A 22660-nucleotide genomic window follows, 5' to 3' on the forward strand; every position below is an offset into this window, starting at 1 on the left:
TGTTCATTCGGGGAGACCGTCTGCGATGACCTGAAGCAGGTCCGCCGGTGCCGATCGGTGGGTGAAGTCGTCGCCGGTCAGCAGGACTTGGTGCACGTCTCCGTAGGCCGACCACTCGTCCATCTCCTCGGGACGCATGTGCGTGTCCCCGGTCCAGGAGATGGTGGTGACGTTCAAAGGGGTGCTGCCGGGGCCCGGGGGCTGGTAGTCGCAGGTCAGTGCGATGTCGGCCCGCAGCACCTGGATGGACAGGCCGAGCAGTTCGTCCGGGGGCGTGGGCTCGCCGCGCTGCGCGCATCCGTGGCGCAGCTCCTCCCGGTACTCCTCGTCCGTGGTCTCCGGTGTGAAGGGGCCGGAGCGACCGCCGCCGAAGTAGCCACCGCGGTGGGGAGCCAGGCAGGAGGAGGCGAAGATCCGCTGGGGCAGCGGACCGCCGCGGGTGGCGAGCTCGACCGAGAGGCCGTAGCTCAGACGCGCCCCGAAGCAGTGGCCGAAGAAGGCGAAGGGCTTGTCCAGGTACGGCTGGAGTGCGTCGGCCGCCTCCTTGGCGAACGCCTCCATGGACGTGTGAGCGGGGGTCCTGAACCGGTTCTCACGACCCGGGAGCTGGATGGGGCAGATCTCGATGTCACCTGTCCGCGTGGGCCAGCCGCGATAGGCGGAAGCGCCCATTCCAGCCACCGGAAGACAGAACACCCGAGCTCGCGCATCAGGATCGGTGTCGCGGACGAGCCATTGCCGGCCGCCTTCTCGGATCCTCACGTCCGCACCCGACCCACACCGGCCGGACGCGAGTCCGCCCAGTTCTCCGATATCCACTCCAGGCAGCCGGGCTTGTCACCGCGGTATCCGGCCTCGCTCCATCCGGGGGGCACGGAAAGGCCGGCGGGCCAAATGCTGTGCCGCCCCTGCTCATTGCGCACCGCCAACCATGTGGCGCTCTCCGCTGCTTCCGATGAGGTTTCTTTCATCATCACTCCGGTCGGGATATGGGTGGGTGATATCAAGGACGGCGACACCTGCCGATTACTCGACTTCCGCCTTTTCGGCAGGTCCTGCCGAGTACCTAACACGGGGCTTCTCACAGTCTTTTCTGGACAGTGACGGGGAAATGCGTCATCCCCGCGATGAAGATCGACCGCAGATGCTGAAGCTCTCCGTCGAGTTCGATCGAACTGAACCGCACGAGCAGTTCCTCGAAGAAGACGCGCAGGGTCATCCGGGCCAGCGGTGCCCCGATGCAGAAGTGCGGTCCGAAGCCGAAGGCGACCTGACGCTTCGCATTGCCGCGCGTGATGTCGAATGTGTGCGGGTCGGGGAACTGGGACTCGTCCCGGTTGGCCGACCCGATCCACGCGACGACCGCTCCGCCGGCGGGGACCGTGCCGCCGCCGATCTCCACGTCGCTCACCGCGTACCGCATGAAGTTGCACGCGGACGATGTCCAGCGCAGCCCCTCCTCGACGAGGTTGGGCACCAGGGACAGGTCGGCGGCGGCCTTCTCGTACTGCTCGGGATGCTCGACGAGCGCCTGCACCGTGCCCGAGATGGTGTACGGAGTGGTGATGTTGGCGCCCAGAAGGATGCTGTAGCCGTCGAGGGCGATCTCCTCGTCGGTCAGCGGCGCGTTTCCCGCGCGGACGCTCATCAGGTGGTCGAGCAGACTCCCGCCCCCGCCTCCGTCCGACCGCCGCCGCCTGACCCACTGGGTCACGTAGTCGACGAGTTCGTGGTGGGCGATGGCCAGCGTCGCCGCTTCGCTGCCGAGGCTGAAGTGGGGGTCCGAAGGGGCCATCACCATCGACGTCAGCTGTACGAGTTCGTCCCAGTCCTTCTCCGGGATGCCCAGAAGCGGACCCGTGACGATCGCCGGCAGGCGCTGCACCTGCTCGCCCAGGTCGAAGGGGGAACCGTCGAGGGCCGGTTCGAGGAACCGTACGACCGCCCGCCGGATACCGTCCTGCCAGGACTTCACCTCCCGTGCGGTGAGCTTGGGAGCGATCGGCCGGCGAACCTCGCTGTGCCGGGGCGGGTCGGTGGACGTCAGCAGCACGCCGGCCGCGACGTCGTCCTCCCCGAGATGGGTGATCACCGTGCCGCGCTCCGAGGTGAACTCCCGATGGTCGCCGAGCACGCGGCAGACATCGTCGTAGCGGGTCACCGACCAGAACTCCCGGCCGTCCGCGAGCACTTGGTGATGCAGGGGCGCCTTTGCCCGCATCACGTCCCAGATCCGGTGTGGATCGCCCGATGTGTAGAGGTCCAGGTCGAGCAGATCGACGTCATCGAGGTCGATGTCGCGGCCGGCTCCCGGGGTCAGCCTCACGTCCGGTCCCTGCCCCGCTCGATCAGCTCGGCGATCCGGGCCGGGGTCTGCGCCAGATAGAAGTCGCGTACGGACAGCTGGACGCCGTACGTCTGCGACAGGCGGTCAAGGATGCGGATACCGACAAGGGAATTCCCGCCGATCTCGAAGAAGCTGTCATCCGCCCCGACTTCACGACCGTCGAGGAATTCTGCCCATATCTCCGCAACCCCTTGCGCAAGGGGAACAGACGGGTCCGGGCACGCGCCCGGCTGTTCTGACGTCTCGCCACGCTCGTATTGCGGATGGGTGGTCTTCAGTGACGATTCCATTGCCGGAATTTCCTTCGCAGTCGGGATCGATCTCTTGCTTCAGGTGGACCGTGATCACAGCAGTGCGGTCTCTTTGACCCGCTCTATGTCCTCGGCCATGAGCCGGGCCAGGCTTTCCGCTTGCTCGAACAGGTAGAAGTGGCCCCCGGGCAGGGAGTGGAACCGCACGGGCCGGGTGCAGTACGACTGCCAGTCGTCGATCAGCTCGGGCGTGGACAGCTCGTCCTCGGCCCCCATGAAGACCGACAGCGGCACCGTGACGGGTGGCCCCTCCGCGTATGCGTAGGTGTCCACCAGGTGCAGATCGCCCCGCAGGATGCCGACCACCCAGTCCGCCGTACCGGGATCGGTCAGCATCTCCTCCGGAGTACCGCCCAACTTCCTTACGAAGCCGATCAGTTGCTCCGGCTGCCACAGATCGCGGCGCTCCGAGAAGTGGGCACTCGCCAGCTTCGGCGCCGGCATCGCGGACACTCCTAGCCAGACCGGCGGACGACCGGCCCGCTCCAGCTCCCGGACGAGTTCGTATCCGATCAGGGCGCCCATGCTGTGCCCGAACACGGCGTACGGGCCGCTCACTTCGCCCAGGATGGCGGGCATGAGCAGTTCCACGGCCTCCGCCGCGTCACGGCAGTGCGGCTGATGGGAGGCCGCGCCCCGGCCCGGGAGATCGACGGCGCGCAGCCGCCAGCCAGGTGGGAAAGTCCGGGCCAGCGGCATGTAACCGGCGGCGGAACCACCCGCATGGTGAAGGAAATAGCAGGTCAGCTCCTCGGCCAGCCCGTCGGGGGACGCCTCGGGACGCTTCCGGAGATCTCTGAACATCGATGTCTCACCTCTCTCTCCTGAGCTCCGGTCGCCCGGTTGCCAAGTCGACCGTGCTGTGGCGGGCGCCCGGTCCGACGCGGGCCTACGGGGTCTGCTGCGGGCTGACGCGGACTGCCGCTGGCTTGCGCCGGCTGACGCGGACTACCGCTGGCTTGCGCCGACTGACGCGGACTGACGGCTGGCTTGCGCCAGCCGACGCGGTGTTACCGGAAGGCCCGGTTGACCGCGGAGGCGATGGCACGCACGGCCGCGTCGCCCTCGTTGGCGTGGAGGCCGACGCCCCAGACGCTTTCGCCGCCGATCGCGCACTCGGCGTAGACCACCACCGAGGAGTTGTCAGCGGTGACCGGCTGGACGGTGAGGGACTGGGCGACCACGTCCGTCCCGGCGGCCCGCAGCGCCTCGGCGAATGCCTCGCCGCCGTCGGCCCGGAAGGAGCGGGTGCTTCCGTCGAGTTCCGCATCGACCACGCCGGCCGCCGCGCCGGTCACCCGCAGCCGCGTGCCCTCGGCCAGGAACTCCCTGGTGAACAGCTCCCACACCTGCGCGGAGCCGACCTCCGTGGCACTCTCCTCGCTGTGCCGCTGGACCAGGCGGGAGAACTCCACCTGGAGGCGGCGGGGGAGGTCGAAGCCGTGCCCCGTCTTGAGCAGGTACGCGACCCCGCCCTTGCCCGACTGGCTGTTGACGCGAATGATCGCCTCGTACGAACGGCCGATGTCCTTCGGGTCGATCGGCAGGTAGGGGACGCCCCAAGGGGTCTCGTCGACGAGGACTCCGGCGCTCCGCGCCGTTCGCTCCATCGAGTCGAACCCCTTCTTGATCGCATCCTGGTGGGAACCGGAGAACGCCGTGTACACCAGGTCGCCCGCGTACGGGTGACGTGGATGGGTCGGCAGCTGCGTGCACTCCTCGGCGACCCGCCGGATCGTCTCGATGTCCGAGAAGTCGATCATCGGGTCGACACCTTGGGAGAAGAGGTTCATGCCGAGCGTCAACAGGTCCACGTTGCCGGTGCGCTCGCCATTGCCGAACAGGCATCCCTCCACCCGGTCGGCCCCGGCCAGAACCGCGAGTTCGGCCGCGGCCACTCCCGTGCCCCGGTCGTTGTGCGGGTGCACGGACAGGCTGATGTGCTCGCGACGGGTCAGGTTGCGGTCCATCCACTCGACCTGATCGGCGAACTCGTTGGGCAGCGTGCACTCGACGGTGGCAGGCAGGTTGAGGATGATCGGACGCCCCTGGGCCGGCTGCCAGACGTCCATCACGGCTTCGCAGATCTCCAGCGCGTAGTCGGGCTCGGTCGCGGTGAACGACTCCGGCGAGTACTCGAACAGGATCTCCCCGCCTACGTGTTCCTCCGCGAGCTTGGTGATCAGCCGGACCGCCTCGACCGTCATGTCGAGGATGTGCTCGCGGTCCGCGTTGAACACCACCTCGCGCTGGAGCGGGGAGACGGAGTTGTACAGGTGGACCACGGCGCGCGGGGCGCCGCGCAGCGACTCGAAGGTGCGCTCGATCAGTTCGGTACGCGCCTGCACGATGACCTGGATCGTCACGTCGTGCGGGATCAGGTCCTGCTCGATCAGCTCGCGTACGAAGTCGAAATCGACCTGGCTCGCCGACGGGAAACCGACCTCGATCTCCTTGAAGCCCATGGCGACGAGCTGCCGGAACAGCCGGTGCTTGCGCGCCAGATCCATGGGCTCGGGCAGAGCCTGGTTGCCGTCCCGGAGGTCCACCGAGCACCACAGCGGAGCCTTGCGCAGCTTGCGCGTCGGCCACCGGCGGTCGGGCAGTTCCGGGCCGACGAAGGGCTTGTACCGATGCACCGGCATACCGCTCGGCTGCTGGACGGTACCGGTCAGGGAGGTGCCGGCCGCGGAGGTGGGCCGTTCCGCAAGTGTGCTTGACATCATCTGTCCTCTGCCTGAGTCGGAAAGGAGGGTCCGTTTCTTGGTGGGCGCGCTGGCCCGGGGGGGGCGGCCTGTGGGGGTGGTGCGGGTGGTGATGGGGGATGACTGGTGGTGAGGGGTGGTTTGCGGGTGATTGCGGGTGGTGACGTGAAGGTCGGACCCGCGGGGCGGGCGGCGCGTCCCCGTCGACTGGCACGGGGTGCGGACCAGGCCGGTGAGGCGGGGAGTCCGGTGAGGCGGGGAGCGGGTGAGGCGGAGAGCGGGTGAGGCGGAGAGCGGGTGAGCGGGTGAGGCGGGTGCGCGAGTGGAAGGAGCCCGACCGCGTCCGGATCACCGGTCCGGTTCGGCGGCTACGAGTGACGCGGGGCGCGTGTTCGTACCGTGCCGGTCGATCTGCTTCTGGCAGCTCCGCCGCAGTTCTGTCGCTGCTCCACCGACTGATGGGTCAGGCGAAGACGAGGTGACGGGATCGGCCCGCGTGCCGATCGGTGGGTGGCCAGCGCCGGTGCGTGCTCCGCGGTGACCCGGCTACTCGGTGAACTGAGGGGCGCCGGCAGGGCGCGTACGGAAGAACGGACGGCCTGGTGGCGGCCGAAGGGCCCGGGGAAAGGTGCCGCGGCCCATCGGTACGGAGGGCGGGGAACATCGTCCTCGGACGGTCGTCGCGTCGGTCCGGACCGCGGGCGGGTTCGGGTTCGGGAGGGCGGCGGGCCGGCAGATCGTCGGACGCCTACGAAGGGGCCGGGGGGAAATCCGCGTAACGGCTGTGGGGCGGCGTTGTCGAAGGCGACCGTCCAGCCCTGTCGGGCGGCTTCGTCGCAAAGGCATGTCAGGAGGGCGCTTTTCCGCGTCCGGCGGTCGCTCTGCATATCGGCCGCAGTGGCCGTCGGCGACTCGTCGAAGGTCCAGTCGAGTTGTTCGGGCGGAGAAACGCGACCGAGGGTTTTCGACTGGGTTCCCTTGGTGCCGAGGAGCGGGATATTCGCCTCGATAGTCATCTGACAAGCCTCTTCCGCGGGGAAAGCGCAGGGAATCGCAATCAGGTGCGAGGGACCTCGTCCGGCAATGGAGCCGGCTCCGCGTCACTGCCAGCCGGTGGTGTCCTCACCGGCCGACGGCGTCACCGTGACGGTGTCGGCGCGGTCGACGGTGGAGCCCGTCCGCGGGGTGGCGGCGAGAGCGACGGCGGGGACGATCAGGAGGGCGACGAGGGAGGTCTTGAGGGCGTTGGCGACAGGCATGACAGCTCCTTGTTTCAGGGCAGGGCCGACCAGGGCCCCGGGTGGTGGGAGTTGGCCTTTCGGGGGAACCCCCTGGCCGATGACCATTACTTTTCCCGACCCGTATCGGGCTTGTCATCGGTTTCCACTGGCCTAAAGCGCCCTGGCATAAGCCGTCCACCCTCATCGGGGAGAAGCGCGAGCCACTCGTAGAAGGGCAACACGAACGGCACCTCGCACCGCACGAGCGCGCCCTCGTCCAGTACTGGATGCCGCGTCAGCGCACGCTCCACGAGAGCCCGAGCGGTGCCCTCGGCCGCGGCCATGGAAGGGGCTGTCACAAAGAGGCCGAGTACCGGCCCGTCCTCGGCGTCCGGGTGCAGATCAGCGTGGTCGAGTTGATCGTCGGGTTCCGCGCAGTCGCTGACGAAGGCCGCGAAATCGGTTGGCACAGGGTGATCGGAAGGGTGCAGAAGCGCGTGAACGAGATACATGCTCCCGAGCATCGGGGAACGGTACGACGCTCACCACGACAGGCACCTGGACGCTTTGTGCAACGGCCGGAAAAGGCCTCGGTCCGCGCGCCTGTCATATTGCGGACCGGGCCACTTCATGCCGACGAAAAAAGCCGGTGAAGACCATTTTTCAGCGCAGACTTGACTTCCGACTCAGCGGCGACGAGCCGACATCACTTTCGGGAGGGTCCGTCGCATCGCTGCATCCGCGCGACGCCGACGTCCCGCACCGGCTCGCCGGCCATGCGCTCCCCTTCACCATGGCTCGGGCATTCGCCGCCCCGGACCAGGCGGCCGGGGACTTCGAGCTGAGCGCCGTCCACCTGTTGTGCACCCGGGGCCTGGTGCGCCTGTCCAGCTATGACGCCGGCGGCACCCCCAGGTTCACCGTGCTGAACCCGGTACGCCACCTCCTGGCAGAGACCGCCGCGGCAGCGGCACCGGCGGGTGTTCACCGGACGTCGACGTAGTCGGTGACCCGGGCACTCCTGAGGTACCGGTCTCCGGTCTGACGGCTGAGGGCGAGGGCCCAGGTGCCGTCCTGCTTGGCGGTCACCATGCCGATGAGGTGGCCGTGTTTGTCGGTGCCCAGTTCGGTGACGTAGCGGTATGCGGTGGAGCCGCGGGGCTTGAAGTAGAGGGTGGGTGCTTGGTCGCTGAGCGGCTTCCAGGCAGTGCCGTTCTTGTACTGGAGCGTGCCGGCGAACCGAATGGGCTGGTTCTTGCGGACCGGGTCGGGCGAGGCGTGGAAGCCGGTGATACGGGTGGCGTAGCGGACCAGGTGAACGGGCTTGGTGGTGCTGGTCGCCAGGTCGGGGTTGCCGTTGAACTGGGCACGCCAGTAGGCGTTGGTGTTCGTCGTGGTGAAGGTGCGGGCGAACTCCTCCTCGAACTGGGGCTTGTTGTGCCGGATCGGGACGGGGATGGTGGTGGCGTTCTTCCAGCCGCTCTTGCCGTCCTTGGAGTACTGGAGGGTGACAGTGGGCTTGGCGGGCCAGTGCGCGCGTGCGTCCTCGTAGTAGACGTAGCCGGAGACGTGCAGGGACGAGTCGTCGTTGAGCTGCGCGCTCGTGTCGATGTGGGTGGTGTAGGCAACGTGGAGGCTGAAGGGCTCGGTGGCGACCTGCTGGAAGGGCATGTAGTCGGTGCCGGCTATGAGTTCGGCGGCCGGAGCGGCGTTGTACGAGGAGACGTGCAGCGTGTAGGAGCCGTGGCTGTCGGTGGTGGTCTCGCCGACTTCGAACGAGGGCTGGTTACGGGAGTCGAGCCCGGCAAGGCTGATCGTGGTGTTCGGCAGCGGCTGCCAGCCGGCGGTGGTCTGGATCTCCGCGCGGCCGGTGACGGTGCCGGTGGCTCCCTGCTTCAGGTTCAGGGCGTGGGTGCTGGCGGTGAAGCGGACCGGGGCCTGCGTGGTGTGCAGGTGGTACTTCTTGGGTGTCTGCAAGTCGATCGCGCCGGGGTAGGTGTCGGAGGCCCCGGGTGCGGCGGTGAGGTCGACGGACTGCTCGACGGGGATGAAGGCGGCGGTGAAGCGGCCGTCGGCCCCGGTGGTCGCGTTCAGCCGGCCGCGTCCGGTCTCGATGTCGACGGGCACACCGGCGGCGGGAGTTGGGGTGTCCGGGTGGCGGGGGTCCGTGGCGACAGCAGTGCCGCTGACGGTGACCTGCTGGTGGAGATAGTCGGGCACGGCGGGGGTGGCGGTCAGCTCGGGAATCCTGACCAGGGTCTGATACCGCAGGGTGTGCGGGGAGAGGGCACCGGTGACGGTGGCGCCCGAGGCGTCCTCAAGGTCGACGGTCACCCGGTAGTCGCCGAGGTCGGCCAGATGGACCGGCGCTCGCCAGACCCCTGACGTCGCGTCCTGCCCGGTGTACTGGGTGAAATCCTCGGCCGACCCGGCTTCCGGTCCGCCGGCTGGTCCGTCCAGCGGGTAGAAGTGGGCCGTGATGTGAGTGAGGGGGCTGTCGGAGTGCGCGGTCACGAAGATCAGCCCGGGTTCGTCCCAGCCGTCCGCGTCGGAGAGAACGGGACCGCCGGTGGCGTCGTCCGCCTGAGCCGGGGAAAGTCCCGTGAACCCCGTGAACAGGGTGGCGGACAGGGCGGCTGCCGTGGCCGTCGCCAGGAAGGTGCTGCGTCTCAAGGTGGTCCCCCCAGGGAATCGGTCGACTTCAAGCGTGAGTGTGCGGAGCGCGCGGAAGGGCTGCGCCAGGTCGAGAACCTTCAGGCCGACACTTGGACGCGAGTTCGAGAATCAGCTGATCGAGAACTTTAGTGACGCGCTCTGACAGAGCGGTGCCTGGGAGCGCCGTATGGACGGTCTGCCACCTGACAGCTCCCGAACACCCCTTGCAGATCACCCGAGTTGGCCGACAAGGGGTGATCGCCCTTCACGTCGGCGTCGGCCGGGACGAGGCGGGGCAGGGGGGGCGATAACGTCGCGCCCCCGGTCGACCCGCATCCGCATCCACAAAACACGAAAGCCCAGCTCAGACACAGTCTGGGCTGGGCTTCGGAGAGAGCCCCCTGTCGGATTCGAACCGACGACCTACGCATTACAAGTGCGTTGCTCTGGCCAACTGAGCTAAGGAGGCCTGCGCATGTGTCACCGCGCGCTTCGCCACGCGTACCGCCACGTACGGAACCGCCCGCGCGATCACATGCCCGAGCAGTGTACCCAGGTCCCCGCACCCCCCTGTCGAAAATTTCCGCGAAGTTCACATGCCCGGAGGTACTGACACGCAGGCGAACGCCAGGTACCGTCCTGACCCAGTTCACTCGCGTGGACTACACCACCACCTTCCTACAACGGATCGTCCGGCACGTTCCTGCCGGTAGAAGGGGGCCCTTCACCATGGCCACTGTTTCGTTCGACAAGGCGACCCGGATCTACCCGGGTTCCGAGAAGCCCGCCGTAGATGGACTCGAGATCGAGATCGAGGACGGGGAGTTCCTCGTTCTGGTCGGTCCGTCCGGCTGTGGCAAGTCCACCTCGCTCCGGATGCTCGCGGGGCTCGAGGACGTCAACGCCGGCGCCATCCGCATCGGTGACCGCGACGTCACGCACCTGCCGCCGAAGGACCGGGACATCGCCATGGTGTTCCAGAACTACGCGCTGTACCCGCACATGACGGTCGCCGACAACATGGGCTTCGCGCTCAAGATCGCCGGCGTCAACAAGGCCGAGATCCGCCAGAAGGTGGAGGACGCCGCGAAGATCCTCGACCTCACCGAGTACCTCGGCCGCAAGCCGAAGGCCCTCTCCGGCGGTCAGCGCCAGCGTGTCGCGATGGGCCGCGCCATCGTGCGTGAGCCCCAGGTCTTCCTCATGGACGAGCCGCTGTCGAACCTCGACGCCAAGCTCCGTGTCTCGACCCGTACGCAGATCGCCTCGTTGCAGCGCCGCCTCGGCATCACCACCGTCTACGTCACCCACGACCAGGTCGAGGCCATGACGATGGGCGACCGGGTCGCCGTACTGAAGGACGGTCTGCTCCAGCAGGTCGACTCGCCGCGCAACATGTACGACCGCCCCGCCAACCTCTTCGTCGCCGGCTTCATCGGCTCCCCCGCCATGAACCTGATCGAGGTCCCGATCACCGACGGCGGCGTGAAGTTCGGCAACTCGGTCGTGCCCGTCAACCGCGAGGCCCTCAAGGCCGCCGCCGACAAGGGCGACCGCACGGTCACCGTCGGCGTGCGTCCCGAGCACTTCGACATCGACGAGCACAACGGCGAGGCCGCGAAGTCCCTCACCAAGGACTCCGAGGACGCCCCGGCCGGTCTCGCGGTCTCCGTGAACGTCGTCGAGGAGCTGGGCGCCGACGGTTACGTCTACGGCAGCGCCAAGGTCGACGACGAGCTCAAGGACCTCGTCGTCCGCGTCAGCGGCCGTTCGGTGCCGGAGAAGGGCTCCACGCTCCACGTGGTCCCGCGTCCGGGCGAGATCCACGTGTTCTCGACCTCCACGGGCGAGCGCCTCACCGACTGACCGGATTCACCGACTGACCGGATTTCACCGGCCGGCCTGACGTCACTGCCTGACCGGATTTCCCCGGCCGGCCTGACGTCACCGGCCGGTCGGCGTCACCGACCAGTCAGGCTTCGGCGACAGCCGGCCGGGCAGCATCGGTGAGTCAGAACTCACCGTCTGATCAAACGTTCCCAGGAAGGGCCCCGCGGATCGCCGCGGGGCCCTTCCTGCTGCGTCCGGACGCCCGGCCGTGTCGACAAATACCCCGGCAGACCGGTCATTTCGAGCAGCGTTCGTCAACGCCTTACCCAATTCGAGGCACCGATCCATCCCCCGAATTGGTGACTAAATGTCGCCAAATCATTACCGGACGCTACCCTCACACGCGTGAAGCACTCCAATAACCAACAGCCGCGACGCGGCCGGGGCCCGGCCCGCCGGGTCGGCCGCACGCTCGCCCTTGTCCTGCCTGTCGTCATGGTGCTCTCCGGGACCCTCGCGGTCACCCGGGTCAACTGGTCGGGGAGCCCCTCCAGCTCGATGCTCACCGCGACCGACGTCACGGCCGCCGGAGCCTCCTCACGGGCCGCCGCACGCGCCCCGCAGGACATCCTGCGCGACCAGCTCATGACGGAGCTCCAGGACAAGAACCCCGGCGTCGTCCTGACCCACCTCCAGGAGGCGGTGAACGGCCACCCGTCGCTCGCCACGCACTGCACCTCCATCGCCCGCGCCCTCGGCCGCGCCGCGGTCCGCATCTACGGCGCGACGCGTGCCCAGTCCTACGCCCGCCCCGTGTGCGACACCTCGTTCGCCTCCGGGGTCATGGCCGCGCACAGCTGACCGGAGCCGGTGCCCGGAGTAGGAGGTCGGTAACGGCTGATTAAGGAACGGTTGCAGCCGAAAGATGCGGTCGGGCCGCCACGTACAGTTCGGGTCATGACCGATCCGAACGCCGCGTCGCGGCCCACCCAAGCCGTGATCCTGGCCGGTGGCCAGGGGTCCCGGCTGCGCCCCTACACCGACGACCGGCCCAAGCCGATGGTCGAGATCCCCGGCACCGGGACTCCGATCATCGGCCATCAGCTCGTCTGGCTCGCCGAGGAGGGCGTGACGGACGTGGTGGTCAGCTGCGGGCATCTCGCGGAGGTGTTGCAGGACTGGCTGAAGTCGGCCGATCTGCCGGTCGACGTGAGGACCGTCGTCGAGACGGAGCCGCTGGGCCGCGGTGGCGGGCTCAAGTACGCCGCCGCGCATCTGCCCCGGCCGGACAAGGCCTGGTTCGCGACGAACGGCGACATCTGGACCCGCTTCTCGCTGCGGGACATGGCCGACTTCCACACCGAGCGCGACGCGGTGGCCACGCTCGCCCTGGCTCGGCCTCGGATTCCGTGGGGGGCCGTGCAGACCGACGGGTTCGGGCATGTCACGGACTTCATCGAGTCGCCGCCGACGCAGTACGCGATCAATGCGGGCGTGTACGTCTTCTCGCCCGAGTTCGCGGGCCTGCTGCCGGAGCGGGGGGATCACGAGCGGACGACGTTCCCGCACCTCGCGCGTGAGCTGAGGCTGGCCGGGTTCCCGATTCCGCAGGGGGCCTACTGGCGGGCCATCGACACCGCGAAGGATCTGACCGAAGCCGCCAAGGAGCTTGCCGCGCTGGGGCGTTGACGGCCGGTCAGGCCGTGTTTCGGGTGCCGAAAGGGGCCCGCACCTTCGTGTGCGGGCCCCTTCGTCGTACTCACCGGGGATCAGCCGGTGGGCGGCTGCTTCAGCAAGCCGCCCACCGGCCCAGCTACCCCAACAGGCCGCCCACCAGGCCCGGCTGGCCGGAGGAGGAGGAGGAACCTCCGGTGCTGGAGCCGCCACTGGTGCCGGTGCCGCCGCCGCTGGTGCCACCGCTGGACGTGGGTCCCGAGGTGGTGCTGGGGGCCTGGCCGGCCGGGGAGGACTGCTGGGGCTGGGTGCGGCCCGCCGTGCCCTGGGTCTGGCTGGGGGTGCCGCTGGTGGCCGTACCGGACGAGGAGTGGGTCGCGCCCGGGGTCGTCGCGGCGCCCGACGGCTTGGCCGAAGGCGCGTGCCGGGATGGGGACTTGGACGCCTTGGGACTGCTGCTGTGGCTCCTGGTCGGTTCGCCCGGGAGCGGGGTGCCCGGCAGTTCGTTGCGCGGGGCCTCGCCGGGGCCGGGGACGACCACACGGCTGGAGTCGCGGACCGCACCGCCGAGCAGCGAGCCGATGAGCAGGGTGAGGCCGATGGAGACGGCCGTGACGAGGGCGCCGCGGCGCAGCACGTAGCGGCGCAGCTCCCAGATGTCGGCGCGGGGTCCGAGGCGGCGCCAGGCGCTGCCCGCGAGGCGGCCGTCGACGGAGTAGACGGGGGCGCCCGCGATGATCAGCGGGGACCAGGCGGCGAGGTAGATGATGTCGGGGGCGTCGTAGGCCGGGACGGTCTTCCAGCTGACCGTGACGATGAGTGCCGCGGAGAGCAGCGCGCCGAAGACCGCGGCGACCCGCTGCCACAGGCCCAGGATCGTGAGGACGCCCACGATGACCTGGGCGAAGGCGATGACGAGCCCGGAGCCGACGGGGTGCTGGAGCGCGAACTGCCGTAGCGGCTCGGCGACTTCCCACGGGTGCAGGGTGTTGAGCCACTTGACCATGGAGCCGCGTTTGCCGCCGTCGAAGTAGACGGGGTCGCACAGCTTGCCCATGCCGGCGTAGATGGAGATGAAGCCGAGGAAGATGCGGAGCGGGAGGAGGACGACGCCGAGGTTCATCCGGCGGCCGGGGTAATAGGCGTGCCGTACCGGGTCGTTGCCGTAGCGTCTGGCCCGCTGGTCGCGCCGCGCGTCCGACTCGTCGGCGTCGTAGTCCTCGAACTCCCGGTCCCCGTAGGCGGGTTCGTCGTAGGCGCTGCCCACGGTCCGCATCTGCGGCAGGAGTCGGTTCTCGCCGGTGTCGTGGGCGTGGCCGCGCTGGGCTCCGACCAGGGGCGTTTCCAGGGTCTGCGCGGTCAGGTCGCCGTCGTAGCCGGCGGCGTAACCGCCGTCGTCGATACGGGGGATGACCTGCGTGGCCCCGGCGTCGCCGGCCGGCTGTTCGCCGTGGCGGACGCCGCTGCCCCGTACGGCCTGGAGGAGCCGGTGGGCGCCGGTGTCGTCCGGGGCGGACTTGCCGCTCCAGACGACGGGCCTGCGGCGCGCGGCACCCGCGCCGGCCGCCGGCATCCGGGCGGTGTCCTCGGCGGCACTCAAGTGCCGTGCGAGGCGCGGGTTTTGGGTGCGCGTCGAGGCGCCCAGCTGCACGCGGAAGCTCGCATGATTGACGATGACCTGCGCCGGATCGCTCGGCACCTTCACCATGCTCAGCGCGGGAGCGTCGTCGAATCCCGACGAGCGGTCCCCCGTGGGTGTGCGGGGTGTTCTGGTGTCCACACTCATCTAACCGAGTGACGTGTGTTTAGGACACTGCTTTGACTTGCCGGATGTGTCCGGACAGCGTCAAGCTCGCCCTCGACCCACAGATCGCCCCGAGTGGGTGACGGTGCCGAACGTCCGTTCAGGAACGCTTGCGGGACGCCTCGTAGAGCACGACTCCGGCCGCCACACCGGCGTTGAGGGACTCCGCGCCGCCGGGCATCGGGATACGCACCCTGAAGTCGCAGGTCTCGCCCACGAGTCGGGACAGGCCCTTGCCCTCGCTGCCGACGACGACCACCACCGGGCCAGCCAGCGCGGGGAGTTCACCGACCTCGTGCTCACCGTCGGCCGCGAGACCGACGATCGCGAGACCGGCCTTCTTGTACGCCTCCAGCGCGCGCGTCAGGTTCGTCGCGCGGGCGACGGGCGTACGGGCCGCCGTACCCGCCGACGTCTTCCAGGCGCCGGCGGTCATGCCGGCCGCGCGGCGCTCGGGGACGAGGACGCCGTGGCCGCCGAACGCGGAGACGGAGCGGACGATCGCACCGAGGTTGCGCGGGTCGGTCACCCCGTCCAGGGCGACGATCAGCGGGTCCTCGCCCTTGTCGTAGGCCGCGTTGGCGAGGTCCTCGGCGTGCGCGTACTCGTACGGCGGGACCTGGAGGACCATGCCCTGGTGGTTGAGGCCGTTGGTCATGCGGTCCAGCTCGGGGCGGGGGGCCTCCATGAGGTGGACGCCGCCGCGCTCGGCGACGAGCTGGAGCGCCTCGCGGACCCGCTCGTCGTTGTCGATGAACTGCTGGACGTAGAGCGTGACCGCCGGGACGCCCTCGCGCAGCGCCTCGACGACCGGGTTGCGGCCGACGACCATCTCGGACGTGCCCTTGCCGCCGCGACCGCGCGGTGCGGGACGGCGCTGGACCTGCTTGGCCTTGGCGTTGGCGATGCGGTTCTTCTTGTGGCCCTTGCGCGCCTCGGCGGGCGGGGTGGGGCCCTTGCCTTCGAGGCCCCTGCGCCGCTGGCCGCCACTGCCGACCTGCGCGCCCTTCTTGCCGGACATGCGGCGGTTGTTGGCTGCCATGACCTACCTGTCTGTGTGATCCGTCGTGGAGTGCGGTGAATACGTACGTCTATGCAGTGTGCCGCCCGGGAGGCCGGGCGGCACAGTCGATCTTCGTTGACCGGGGTGGGTTCAGCGTGGGCCGAGGGTCCAGCGGGGGCCCTGCGGGCCGTCCTCGATGACCAGGCCCGACTGGTTGAGCTGGTCGCGGATGGCGTCCGCGGTGCCCCAGTCCTTGCGGCCCCGGGCGGCCTCGCGCTGGTCGAGGACCATGCGGACCAGGGTGTCGACGACGCCGTGCAGGTCTTCGCCGCGGTCCGTCTCGCCCGCCCACTGCGGGTCCAGCGGGTCGAGGCCGAGGACGCCGAGCATGGCACGCACCTCGGCAAGACGCGCTACGGCGGCTTCCTTGTCGTCGGCGGCCAGCGCGCTGTTGCCCTGGCGGACCGTGGTGTGGACGACGGCGAGCGCCTGCGGGACGCCCAGGTCGTCGTCCATCGCCTCGGCGAAGGCCGGCGGCACCTCGGCGGCGGGCTCGACGACTCCCCCGGCCTTCTCGACGACCCGCTGCACGAAGCCCTCGATCCGCGCGAACGCGGACTCGGCCTCGCGCAGGGCCTCCTCGCTGTACTCGATCATCGAGCGGTAGTGCGGGGTGCCGAGGTAGTAGCGCAGGACGATCGGGCGCCACGCCTTGACCATCTCGGAGACGAGGACGGAGTTCCCGAGCGACTTCGACATCTTCTCGCCGCTCATGGTGACCCAGGCGTTGTGCACCCAGTACTGCGCGAAGTCGTCGCCGTAGCCCTTGGCCTGGGCGATCTCGTTCTCGTGGTGCGGGAAGATCAGGTCGAGGCCGCCGCCGTGGATGTCGAAGGCGGGGCCCAGGTACTTGTGCGCCATCGCCGAGCACTCCAGGTGCCAGCCGGGGCGGCCGCGGCCCCACGGGGTCTCCCAGTCGGGCTCGCCCGGCTTGGTCGCCTTCCACATGGCGAAGTCGCGCGGATCCCGCTTGCCGGTGATGCCGTCCTCGGGGGGCTGCCGGAGGTCGTCGATGTCCTGGTTCGACAGCTCCAGGTAGTCCGGGTACGAGCGCACGTCGAAGTAGACGCTGCCGTCGGCCTCGTAGGCGTGGCCGCGCTCGATCAGCCCGCGCATCATCTCGATCATCTCGGGGACGTGGCCGGTGGCGCGGGGTTCGTACGTCGGCGGGAGGCAGCCGAGTGCGCTGTAGCCGTCGTTGAAGGCGCGCTCGTTCTCGTAGCCGATCGACCACCAAGGGCGTCCCTGGTCACGGGACTTGGTGATGATCTTGTCGTCGATGTCCGTGACGTTGCGGATGAACGTGACGTCGTAGCCGCGGTATTCGAACCAGCGGCGGAGGATGTCGAAGTTCAGGCCGGAGCGGATGTGGCCGATGTGGGGGGCGGCCTGCACGGTGGCACCGCAGAGGTAGATCGAGACACAGCCCGCGGTGAGCGGGATGAAGTCGCGAATCTGCCGGGCGCTGGTGTCGTACAGGCGAATGGTCACGGTACAAGGGTAGTGGGCGTTGCCCTGTGCCTCAGACGGTTGGGTCGATTGTTGTGTGGGGGCCCGGCGGGGGCTGGTCGCGCCCTGCGGCGGAGCCGCCGACGTCCCAGCCCCGCGCCCCTGGGAGCCGGACCGCTCAACCGTGTCTGACCACCAACGCCGTGGCCACGGCCATCAAGCCCTCGCCCCTGCCCGGGAACCCGAGGCCGTCCGTCGTCGCCCCCGAAACCGACACCGGTGCCCCGGCCGCCTCCGACAGCAGCTTCTGCGCCTCGTCCCGGCGCTTGCCGATCTTCGGTCGCGGGCCTACGACCTGTACGGCGACGTTGCCGATCGTGAAGCCGGCTTCGCGGACGATCCTCGCGGCCTCGGTCAGGAGGGTGGCCCCGGAGGCGCCGGACCACTCGGGGCGGCCCGTGCCGAAGTGCTGACCGAGGTCGCCCAGGCTCGCCGCGGAGAAGAGGGCGTTGCAGGCCGCGTGGGCGACGACGTCCGCGTCGGAGTGGCCGGCCAGGCCGGGGCCCTCGCCCTCCCACTTCAGGCCCGCGCACCACAGCTCGCGGCCCTCCTCGAAGGCGTGGATGTCGGTGCCGATGCCGACCTGGGGCAGGGGGTACGTCTCAGAAGCCATCGTTCAGCCTCCTGCGGGCCAGGACCGCCTCCGCGAGGACCAGGTCCAGGGGGCGGGTCACCTTGAAGGCCTCCTCGTGGCCGGGGACGACCACGACCGTGAGGCCGAGCTGTTCGACCATGCTCGCGTCGTCGGTGACGTTGTCGGTGACCGTCTCGTGGGCGTGGACCAGGGTGGCGCGGTCGAAGCCCTGGGGCGTCTGTACGGCACGGAGGCGGGCCCGCTCGGGGGTGGCGACGACCGGCTCCGGCGCGCCCGGGGTCTCCGCGGGCTCGACCTGCTTGACGGTGTCGGCGAGGGGCAGGGCGGGCACCACGGCGGGCGCTCCGTCGCGTACGGCCTCGATGACCGCGTCGACCGTGTCGACCGGGACGAGCGGGCGGGCCGCGTCGTGGACCAGGACGACGTCGTAGCCGGGCGGCAGCGCGTCCAGGCCGAGCTTCACGGACTCCTGACGGGAGTCGCCGCCGGGGACGACCAGGAAGTCGGTGCGCTCGGGCAGCGCGTGCGCGCCGAGGAGGGTCTTCACCTCGGCGGCGCCGTCGGGCGGGGCCACGACGACGACCAGGGACACGGACCGGGACGCGGCGAGCGCGCGGATCGCGTGGATGAGCATGGGGGTGCCGTTCAGCGCGCGGAGCGCTTTGGGGGCGCCCGGTCCGAGGCGTACGCCCCGTCCGGCGGCCGGAATCACGGCGGCGACGGAGGACTGCGCCTGCGAAGAGCGCGAATCGTCAGACATCGGTTCCTGTCAGGTTTGTGTGCTCGACCTACGTGGGTATGGCCTCAGGAGTGCCGGGCGCGACGCCTTGACCGGACCCTTCCGTGACACCGGTCGAGCCTGCTGCCCGGGCCCGGCGCACCATTATCGGGGGGCGTTTCCCCTGGCGTTCGACGAGGTCGGAGTCCCGGCGTCGCCGGTGTCGGGACGGGTCGGAAAATCTCCCCGAACATGCCGAAGCGCCCGGCGACAAGGGAGCTGTCATCGGGCACCACGGCATATCAGTGTGCTGAGCAGGGCGTACCAGTTGCCTGCGTCAGGACGCGAGAACCTCGTCGAGCAGGGCCTCGGCCTTGTCCTCGTTCGTGTTCTCCGCGAGCGCGAGCTCGCTCACCAGAATCTGGCGAGCCTTGGCGAGCATGCGCTTCTCACCTGCGGAGAGTCCGCGCTCGCGCTCACGACGCCACAGGTCACGGACAACTTCCGCGACCTTGATGACATCGCCGGAGGCGAGCTTCTCCAGATTTGCCTTGTAACGACGCGACCAGTTCGTGGGCTCCTCGGCGTACGGAGCGCGCAGCACCTCGAAGACCCGGTCCAGCCCGTCCTGACCGACCACATCACGTACGCCGACGAACTCCGCATTGTCCGCTGGCACACGCACCGTCAGGTCACCCTGAGCGACCTTCAGCACCAAGTAGGTCTTGTCCACGCCTTTGATCTGGCGAGTTTCGATAGCCTCGATCAGCGCGGCCCCGTGATGGGGATAGACCACGGTGTCGCCAACCTTGAACGTCATGTGACAGGTACCCCTTCCGTGGCTATCCAGGGTAACACGGAAACTGCGGGTTCTGAATGGCGTTTTCGCAGGTCAGGGCATATCTCGGGGCTTGACAACAGCAACAGGAACGTGCTGCGGAGGCCGAGCGGAAGAGGGTATTCGCAGGTCGGAGCGGCTCTCCGGGCGAGGTGAAACGCGTACGTTACACACATCCGGAGGCGCCTCCAAGCGGACGAACGTCCCTAAATGTCTGGTTCCAAGTGCTCGACTTCCGCTACTCCGTTCGGTGGGCGGAGCCCGGTACGAGACGAATCCGGAATTGATCACCGAGGCCCGCGGAACAGCCGTTGATCAATTCTCCGAGGTGACCTGCATTCTTCACGGAAAATCCGTCGGCGGACGGCTGAGCCGCTTATGTGAATGCCGGACAAGTGGCGGCCCCAAGTGACCCGTGAGTCACTTGGGGCACACGGGCACCCGGTTGAGGGAGGGTCGGGTGCGGTGGTGCGGGAACGGCTCGGTAACCTAAGGCCGCTGACAGACACTTAGGGCGGCTTTATTCGGGAGTCGCCCTGCTTCGCCCACGTTCAAGGAGTAGCCGCCGCCGTGAGCAGCAGCCTTCGACGCGGCGCCCTCGCCGCCGCCGCCATCGCGTTCTCGATCGCCTCGCTCGCCGCGTGCGGAGCCGGCAACAACGCACAGACGCTGGAGGTCAAGCCGGACAACGCGGCCGTCTCCGTCGGTGTCATCAAGGTGCAGAACGCGCTCGTCATCACCCAGCCCGACACCACGGCCAAGGGCCCCGCGGTGATCTCCGCGACCCTGTTCAACACCGGCAAGGACCCCCAGACCCTGGACTCCGTCAGCGTCGACGGTGCCGGCTCCGCCACGCTCACCCCCGCCAAGGGCAAGGGCAAGCTGGTCGTCCCGGCCTTCGGCTCTCTCGTCCTGGGCGGCAAGGGCAACGCCTCCGCCGCGCTGAGCGACTCCGGCAGCATCCCGGACGGCAACGCCCAGAAGGTCACCTTCACCCTCAGCAAGACCGGTGCCGTGAGCCTGAGCGCGTTCGTCGTCCCGGCGGACAGCTACTTCAGCAAGTGGGGCCCGAGCGCCATCCCCTCGACCACCCCGAGCGCCTCCGGCTCGCCGAAGCCGGGCACGAGCACGTCGGCCACCCCGACCGGCTCGGCCTCCGCGAGCGCGACGGCCACGGCCACCGCGACCGGCTGAGCGGCAGCAGTCGTACGACTACGACGATGGGCGGGACCTCGCGCAGAGGTCCCGCCCATCGTCGTAGCACCCGTAGGACCGCGCTCGCGGTTTACGGCTCGAACTTGTAGCCCAGGCCGCGGACCGTGACCAGGTAGCGCGGCGCGCCCGGGTCCGGCTCGATCTTGGCGCGGAGGCGCTTGACGTGGACGTCGAGGGTCTTGGTGTCGCCCACGTAGTCGGCGCCCCAGACCCGGTCGATGAGCTGCATACGGGTCAGTACGCGGCCCGCGTTGCGCAGGAGCATCTCCAGCAGGTCGAACTCCTTGAGGGGCAGGTCGACCTTGGAGCCGGAGACCGTGACCACGTGGCGATCCACGTCCATGCGGACCGGACCTGCCTCGAGGGCGGCCGGGGTGACCTCCTCGGGCTCGCCGCGGCGGCGCAGGACGGCCCGGATACGGGCGACGAGCTCACGGGACGAGAAGGGCTTGGTGACGTAGTCATCGGCTCCTATTTCCAGGCCGACGACCTTGTCGATCTCACTGTCCTTGGCGGTGACCATGATCACCGGAACGTTGGAGCGACCGCGCAGCTGGCGGCAGACCTCCGTGCCGGGCAAGCCCGGCAGCATCAGGTCGAGCAGGACGAGGTCGGCGCCGTTGCGCTCGAACTCGTCGAGGCCGTCGGGCCCGGTGGTCGCGATGGCGACCTCGAAGCCCTCCTTGCGGAGCATGTACGACAGGGCGTCGGAGAAGGACTCCTCGTCCTCGACGACGAGCACTCGGGTCACGGAAGGACCTCCGGGGCGGGAAGCGGTTCGTACGGGGATGGTTCAGGGGACCCCTCGACCTCGTCGTCGAGGTCGGGGTGCTGGTGGGCACGGTCGCGGGCCGCACCCGCCTCCGGCAGCCTCAGGGTGAACGTGGAGCCCTGTCCCTCGGAGCTCCACACCGTGACCTCCCCGCCGTGCGAGGCGGCCACGTGCTTGACGATCGCCAGCCCGAGACCCGTACCGCCGGTGGCCCGCGAGCGGGCCGGGTCGACACGGTAGAAGCGCTCGAACACGCGCTCCTTGTCCTTCTCGGAGATCCCGATGCCCTGGTCGGTGACGGCGACCTCGATGTGGTCGCCACCGGGCGCGGTCACCCGGCGGGCGGCTATGCCGACGCGGGTGCGGGCGGGCGAGTAGTTGACGGCGTTCTCGACCAGGTTTCCGAGGGCGGCGGCCAGCTGGCCCCGGTTCCCGTAGACATGCAGGTCGGCGGTGCCGCCGGCGGCCATGGTGATCTGCTTGGTGCCGGCCTGGTGCCGGCAGCGGTCGATGGCCTCGGCGACGAGTTCGTCGACGCGGACGGGTTCGGCGTCTTCGAGGGGGTCGTCGTTCTGGACCCGCGACAGGTCGATGAGCTCCTGCACGAGATTGGTCAGGCGCGTGGCCTCGATCTGCATGCGGCCGGCGAAACGCTCCACCGCCTCAGGATCGTCGGAGGCGTCCATGACCGCCTCCGACAGGAGGGAGAGCGCGCCGACGGGGGTCTTCAGCTCGTGGCTGACATTCGCCACGAAGTCTCGTCGTACGGCCTCGATACGGCGGGCCTCGGTGAGGTCCTCCACGAGGAGCAGGACGAGCCGGGAGCCGAGCGGCGCCACCCGGGCGGAGACCGCGAGGGCCTCCCCTCGTCCGGTGCCGCGCCGGGGCAGATCCAGCTCGACCTGGCGTATCTCGCCGTCGCGCCGGGTGTCCCGGGCCATCTGGAGCATGGGGTCGACGGAGAGTTTTCCGCCACGGACCAGTCCGAGGGCGTACGCCGCCGAGCTGGCCTTGACCACGGCGTCCGCCTCGTCGAGGACGACGGCGGAGGAGCGGAGCACCGAGAGCACGGTGTCCACACCCGGCGGAAGCACCGGGTCCGTATGCAGGGAGGTTCTGGTCGGTCGTTTCTGGTCGCGTTCGCTCCAGCGGAACGCCAGCATGGCGATGACACCGGTGAGTACCCCGGCGATCGCTGCCGCTGCGGCGACCGCCGCGTTCACGTCCATGCCCCCAGGTTAGGCATGGGATACCTCCTGGCCACAGCCATCGGAGTGCGACCTCGAACACTCGTCGCCCAGAGTTCACCTTGGAGCCAGTATTGATTCATTTGGGGTGGCGTAAACCGTCGCGTAGGAACGGGAACGTGGGAGCGTGGGGTGGAAGGGCCGGTTTACGTCACAC

The 22660-nt window shown here is 69.2% G+C and carries 22 protein-coding genes and 1 tRNA gene; 5 read left to right on the plus strand and 18 right to left on the minus strand.

Annotated features, from left to right (window positions below; genetic code table 11):
- Positions 1 to 3: 3 nt before the first annotated feature.
- The 8 genes from ACIRB1_RS14195 to ACIRB1_RS14230 form a co-directional block, all read right to left on the minus strand.
- Positions 4 to 819: a thioesterase II family protein gene (locus ACIRB1_RS14195; protein WP_403465696.1), complete on the minus strand. Its 816-nt coding sequence runs from the start codon at positions 817 to 819 to the stop codon at positions 4 to 6.
- Complete coding sequence (locus ACIRB1_RS14200; protein WP_403465794.1) at positions 759 to 974, minus strand: MbtH family NRPS accessory protein; 216 nt, start codon at positions 972 to 974, stop codon at positions 759 to 761. Before ACIRB1_RS14200 ends, ACIRB1_RS14195 begins: the two co-directional genes overlap by 61 nt.
- 107 nt (positions 975 to 1081) lie before the next feature.
- A complete protein-coding gene (locus ACIRB1_RS14205) occupies positions 1082 to 2326 on the minus strand; it encodes a cytochrome P450 (protein ID WP_352183179.1) in 1245 nt (414 codons plus the stop codon).
- Entirely contained in the window at positions 2323 to 2637 is a 315-nt protein-coding gene (locus ACIRB1_RS14210) for an acyl carrier protein (RefSeq protein WP_403465697.1), read from the minus strand. The genes ACIRB1_RS14205 and ACIRB1_RS14210 overlap by 4 nt, the downstream gene beginning before the upstream one ends.
- A 54-nt stretch (positions 2638 to 2691) precedes the next feature.
- Positions 2692 to 3462: a thioesterase II family protein gene (locus tag ACIRB1_RS14215; protein ID WP_403465698.1), complete on the minus strand. Its 771-nt coding sequence runs from the start codon at positions 3460 to 3462 to the stop codon at positions 2692 to 2694.
- 206 nt (positions 3463 to 3668) lie between these two features.
- A complete protein-coding gene (gene leuA / locus ACIRB1_RS14220; protein ID WP_403465699.1) occupies positions 3669 to 5384 on the minus strand; it encodes a 2-isopropylmalate synthase in 1716 nt (571 codons plus the stop codon).
- Positions 5385 to 6463: 1079 nt separating this feature from the next.
- Positions 6464 to 6622, minus strand: a complete 159-nt coding sequence (locus tag ACIRB1_RS14225) for a hypothetical protein (RefSeq protein WP_403465700.1) — start codon at positions 6620 to 6622, stop codon at positions 6464 to 6466.
- Positions 6623 to 6708: 86 nt separating this feature from the next.
- Positions 6709 to 7095 (minus strand): hypothetical protein, encoded by a 387-nt coding sequence (locus ACIRB1_RS14230; RefSeq protein ID WP_403465701.1) that lies wholly within the window; start codon positions 7093 to 7095, stop codon positions 6709 to 6711.
- A 281-nt stretch (positions 7096 to 7376) separates the two neighbouring features.
- On the opposite strand from ACIRB1_RS14230, the gene ACIRB1_RS14235 reads away from it, so the two are divergent.
- Positions 7377 to 7586, plus strand: a complete 210-nt coding sequence (locus ACIRB1_RS14235; protein ID WP_403465702.1) for a hypothetical protein — start codon at positions 7377 to 7379, stop codon at positions 7584 to 7586.
- On the opposite strand, the gene ACIRB1_RS14240 is transcribed toward ACIRB1_RS14235, so the two are convergent.
- A complete protein-coding gene (locus ACIRB1_RS14240; RefSeq protein WP_403465703.1) occupies positions 7568 to 9256 on the minus strand; it encodes a hypothetical protein in 1689 nt (562 codons plus the stop codon). The two genes, ACIRB1_RS14235 and ACIRB1_RS14240, sit on opposite strands and share 19 nt — an antisense overlap.
- Positions 9257 to 9633: 377 nt before the next feature.
- Positions 9634 to 9707 (minus strand) — tRNA-Thr (locus ACIRB1_RS14245).
- 260 nt (positions 9708 to 9967) lie between these two features.
- Here ACIRB1_RS14245 and ACIRB1_RS14250 point away from each other — a divergent pair.
- The 3 genes from ACIRB1_RS14250 to ACIRB1_RS14260 all read left to right on the plus strand — a co-directional run bounded on the left by ACIRB1_RS14250 (position 9968) and on the right by ACIRB1_RS14260 (position 12757).
- Positions 9968 to 11104: a sn-glycerol-3-phosphate ABC transporter ATP-binding protein UgpC gene (locus ACIRB1_RS14250; protein ID WP_352183172.1), complete on the plus strand. Its 1137-nt coding sequence runs from the start codon at positions 9968 to 9970 to the stop codon at positions 11102 to 11104.
- Between the two features lie 369 nt (positions 11105 to 11473).
- On the plus strand, positions 11474 to 11929 hold the full coding sequence (locus ACIRB1_RS14255; protein WP_352183171.1) for a hypothetical protein: 456 nt from the start codon (positions 11474 to 11476) through the stop codon (positions 11927 to 11929).
- A gap of 96 nt (positions 11930 to 12025) precedes the next feature.
- Entirely contained in the window at positions 12026 to 12757 is a 732-nt protein-coding gene (locus tag ACIRB1_RS14260; RefSeq protein WP_352183170.1) for a nucleotidyltransferase family protein, read from the plus strand.
- A 124-nt stretch (positions 12758 to 12881) separates the two neighbouring features.
- Here the strand turns inward: ACIRB1_RS14260 and ACIRB1_RS14265 are convergent, their stop codons facing one another.
- The 6 genes from ACIRB1_RS14265 to ACIRB1_RS14290 form a co-directional block, all read right to left on the minus strand.
- On the minus strand, positions 12882 to 14528 hold the full coding sequence (locus tag ACIRB1_RS14265) for a DoxX family protein (RefSeq protein ID WP_403465704.1): 1647 nt from the start codon (positions 14526 to 14528) through the stop codon (positions 12882 to 12884).
- A 118-nt stretch (positions 14529 to 14646) separates the two neighbouring features.
- Positions 14647 to 15588 (minus strand): 23S rRNA (guanosine(2251)-2'-O)-methyltransferase RlmB, encoded by a 942-nt coding sequence (gene rlmB, locus ACIRB1_RS14270; protein WP_352183168.1) that lies wholly within the window; start codon positions 15586 to 15588, stop codon positions 14647 to 14649.
- 111 nt (positions 15589 to 15699) lie between these two features.
- Positions 15700 to 17100: a cysteine--tRNA ligase gene (cysS, locus tag ACIRB1_RS14275; protein ID WP_352183167.1), complete on the minus strand. Its 1401-nt coding sequence runs from the start codon at positions 17098 to 17100 to the stop codon at positions 15700 to 15702.
- Positions 17101 to 17236: 136 nt separating this feature from the next.
- Positions 17237 to 17731 carry a 2-C-methyl-D-erythritol 2,4-cyclodiphosphate synthase gene (gene ispF / locus ACIRB1_RS14280; RefSeq protein WP_403465705.1) on the minus strand — a complete coding sequence of 165 codons (495 nt, stop codon included), beginning with the start codon at positions 17729 to 17731 and terminating at the stop codon, positions 17237 to 17239.
- The gene (ispD, locus tag ACIRB1_RS14285) at positions 17721 to 18473 is read right to left on the minus strand and encodes a 2-C-methyl-D-erythritol 4-phosphate cytidylyltransferase (RefSeq protein WP_352183165.1); all 753 of its coding nucleotides are present in this window, start codon (positions 18471 to 18473) and stop codon (positions 17721 to 17723) included. The genes ispF and ispD overlap by 11 nt, the downstream gene beginning before the upstream one ends.
- A gap of 295 nt (positions 18474 to 18768) precedes the next feature.
- The gene (locus ACIRB1_RS14290) at positions 18769 to 19251 is read right to left on the minus strand and encodes a CarD family transcriptional regulator (protein ID WP_003953493.1); all 483 of its coding nucleotides are present in this window, start codon (positions 19249 to 19251) and stop codon (positions 18769 to 18771) included.
- 588 nt (positions 19252 to 19839) lie between these two features.
- On the opposite strand from ACIRB1_RS14290, the gene ACIRB1_RS14295 reads away from it, so the two are divergent.
- The gene (locus ACIRB1_RS14295; protein WP_403465706.1) at positions 19840 to 20463 is read left to right on the plus strand and encodes a DUF461 domain-containing protein; all 624 of its coding nucleotides are present in this window, start codon (positions 19840 to 19842) and stop codon (positions 20461 to 20463) included.
- 91 nt (positions 20464 to 20554) lie between these two features.
- Here the strand turns inward: ACIRB1_RS14295 and ACIRB1_RS14300 are convergent, their stop codons facing one another.
- Both ACIRB1_RS14300 and ACIRB1_RS14305 read right to left on the minus strand, forming a co-directional pair.
- Positions 20555 to 21235: a response regulator transcription factor gene (locus tag ACIRB1_RS14300; protein WP_009340348.1), complete on the minus strand. Its 681-nt coding sequence runs from the start codon at positions 21233 to 21235 to the stop codon at positions 20555 to 20557.
- Positions 21232 to 22485: a cell wall metabolism sensor histidine kinase WalK gene (locus ACIRB1_RS14305; RefSeq protein ID WP_266771034.1), complete on the minus strand. Its 1254-nt coding sequence runs from the start codon at positions 22483 to 22485 to the stop codon at positions 21232 to 21234. Before ACIRB1_RS14305 ends, ACIRB1_RS14300 begins: the two co-directional genes overlap by 4 nt.
- Positions 22486 to 22660: the final 175 nt, after the last annotated feature.

The sequence above is a fragment of the Streptomyces sp. NPDC096013 genome (assembly GCF_044763565.1).
GTDB lineage: Bacteria > Actinomycetota > Actinomycetes > Streptomycetales > Streptomycetaceae > Streptomyces.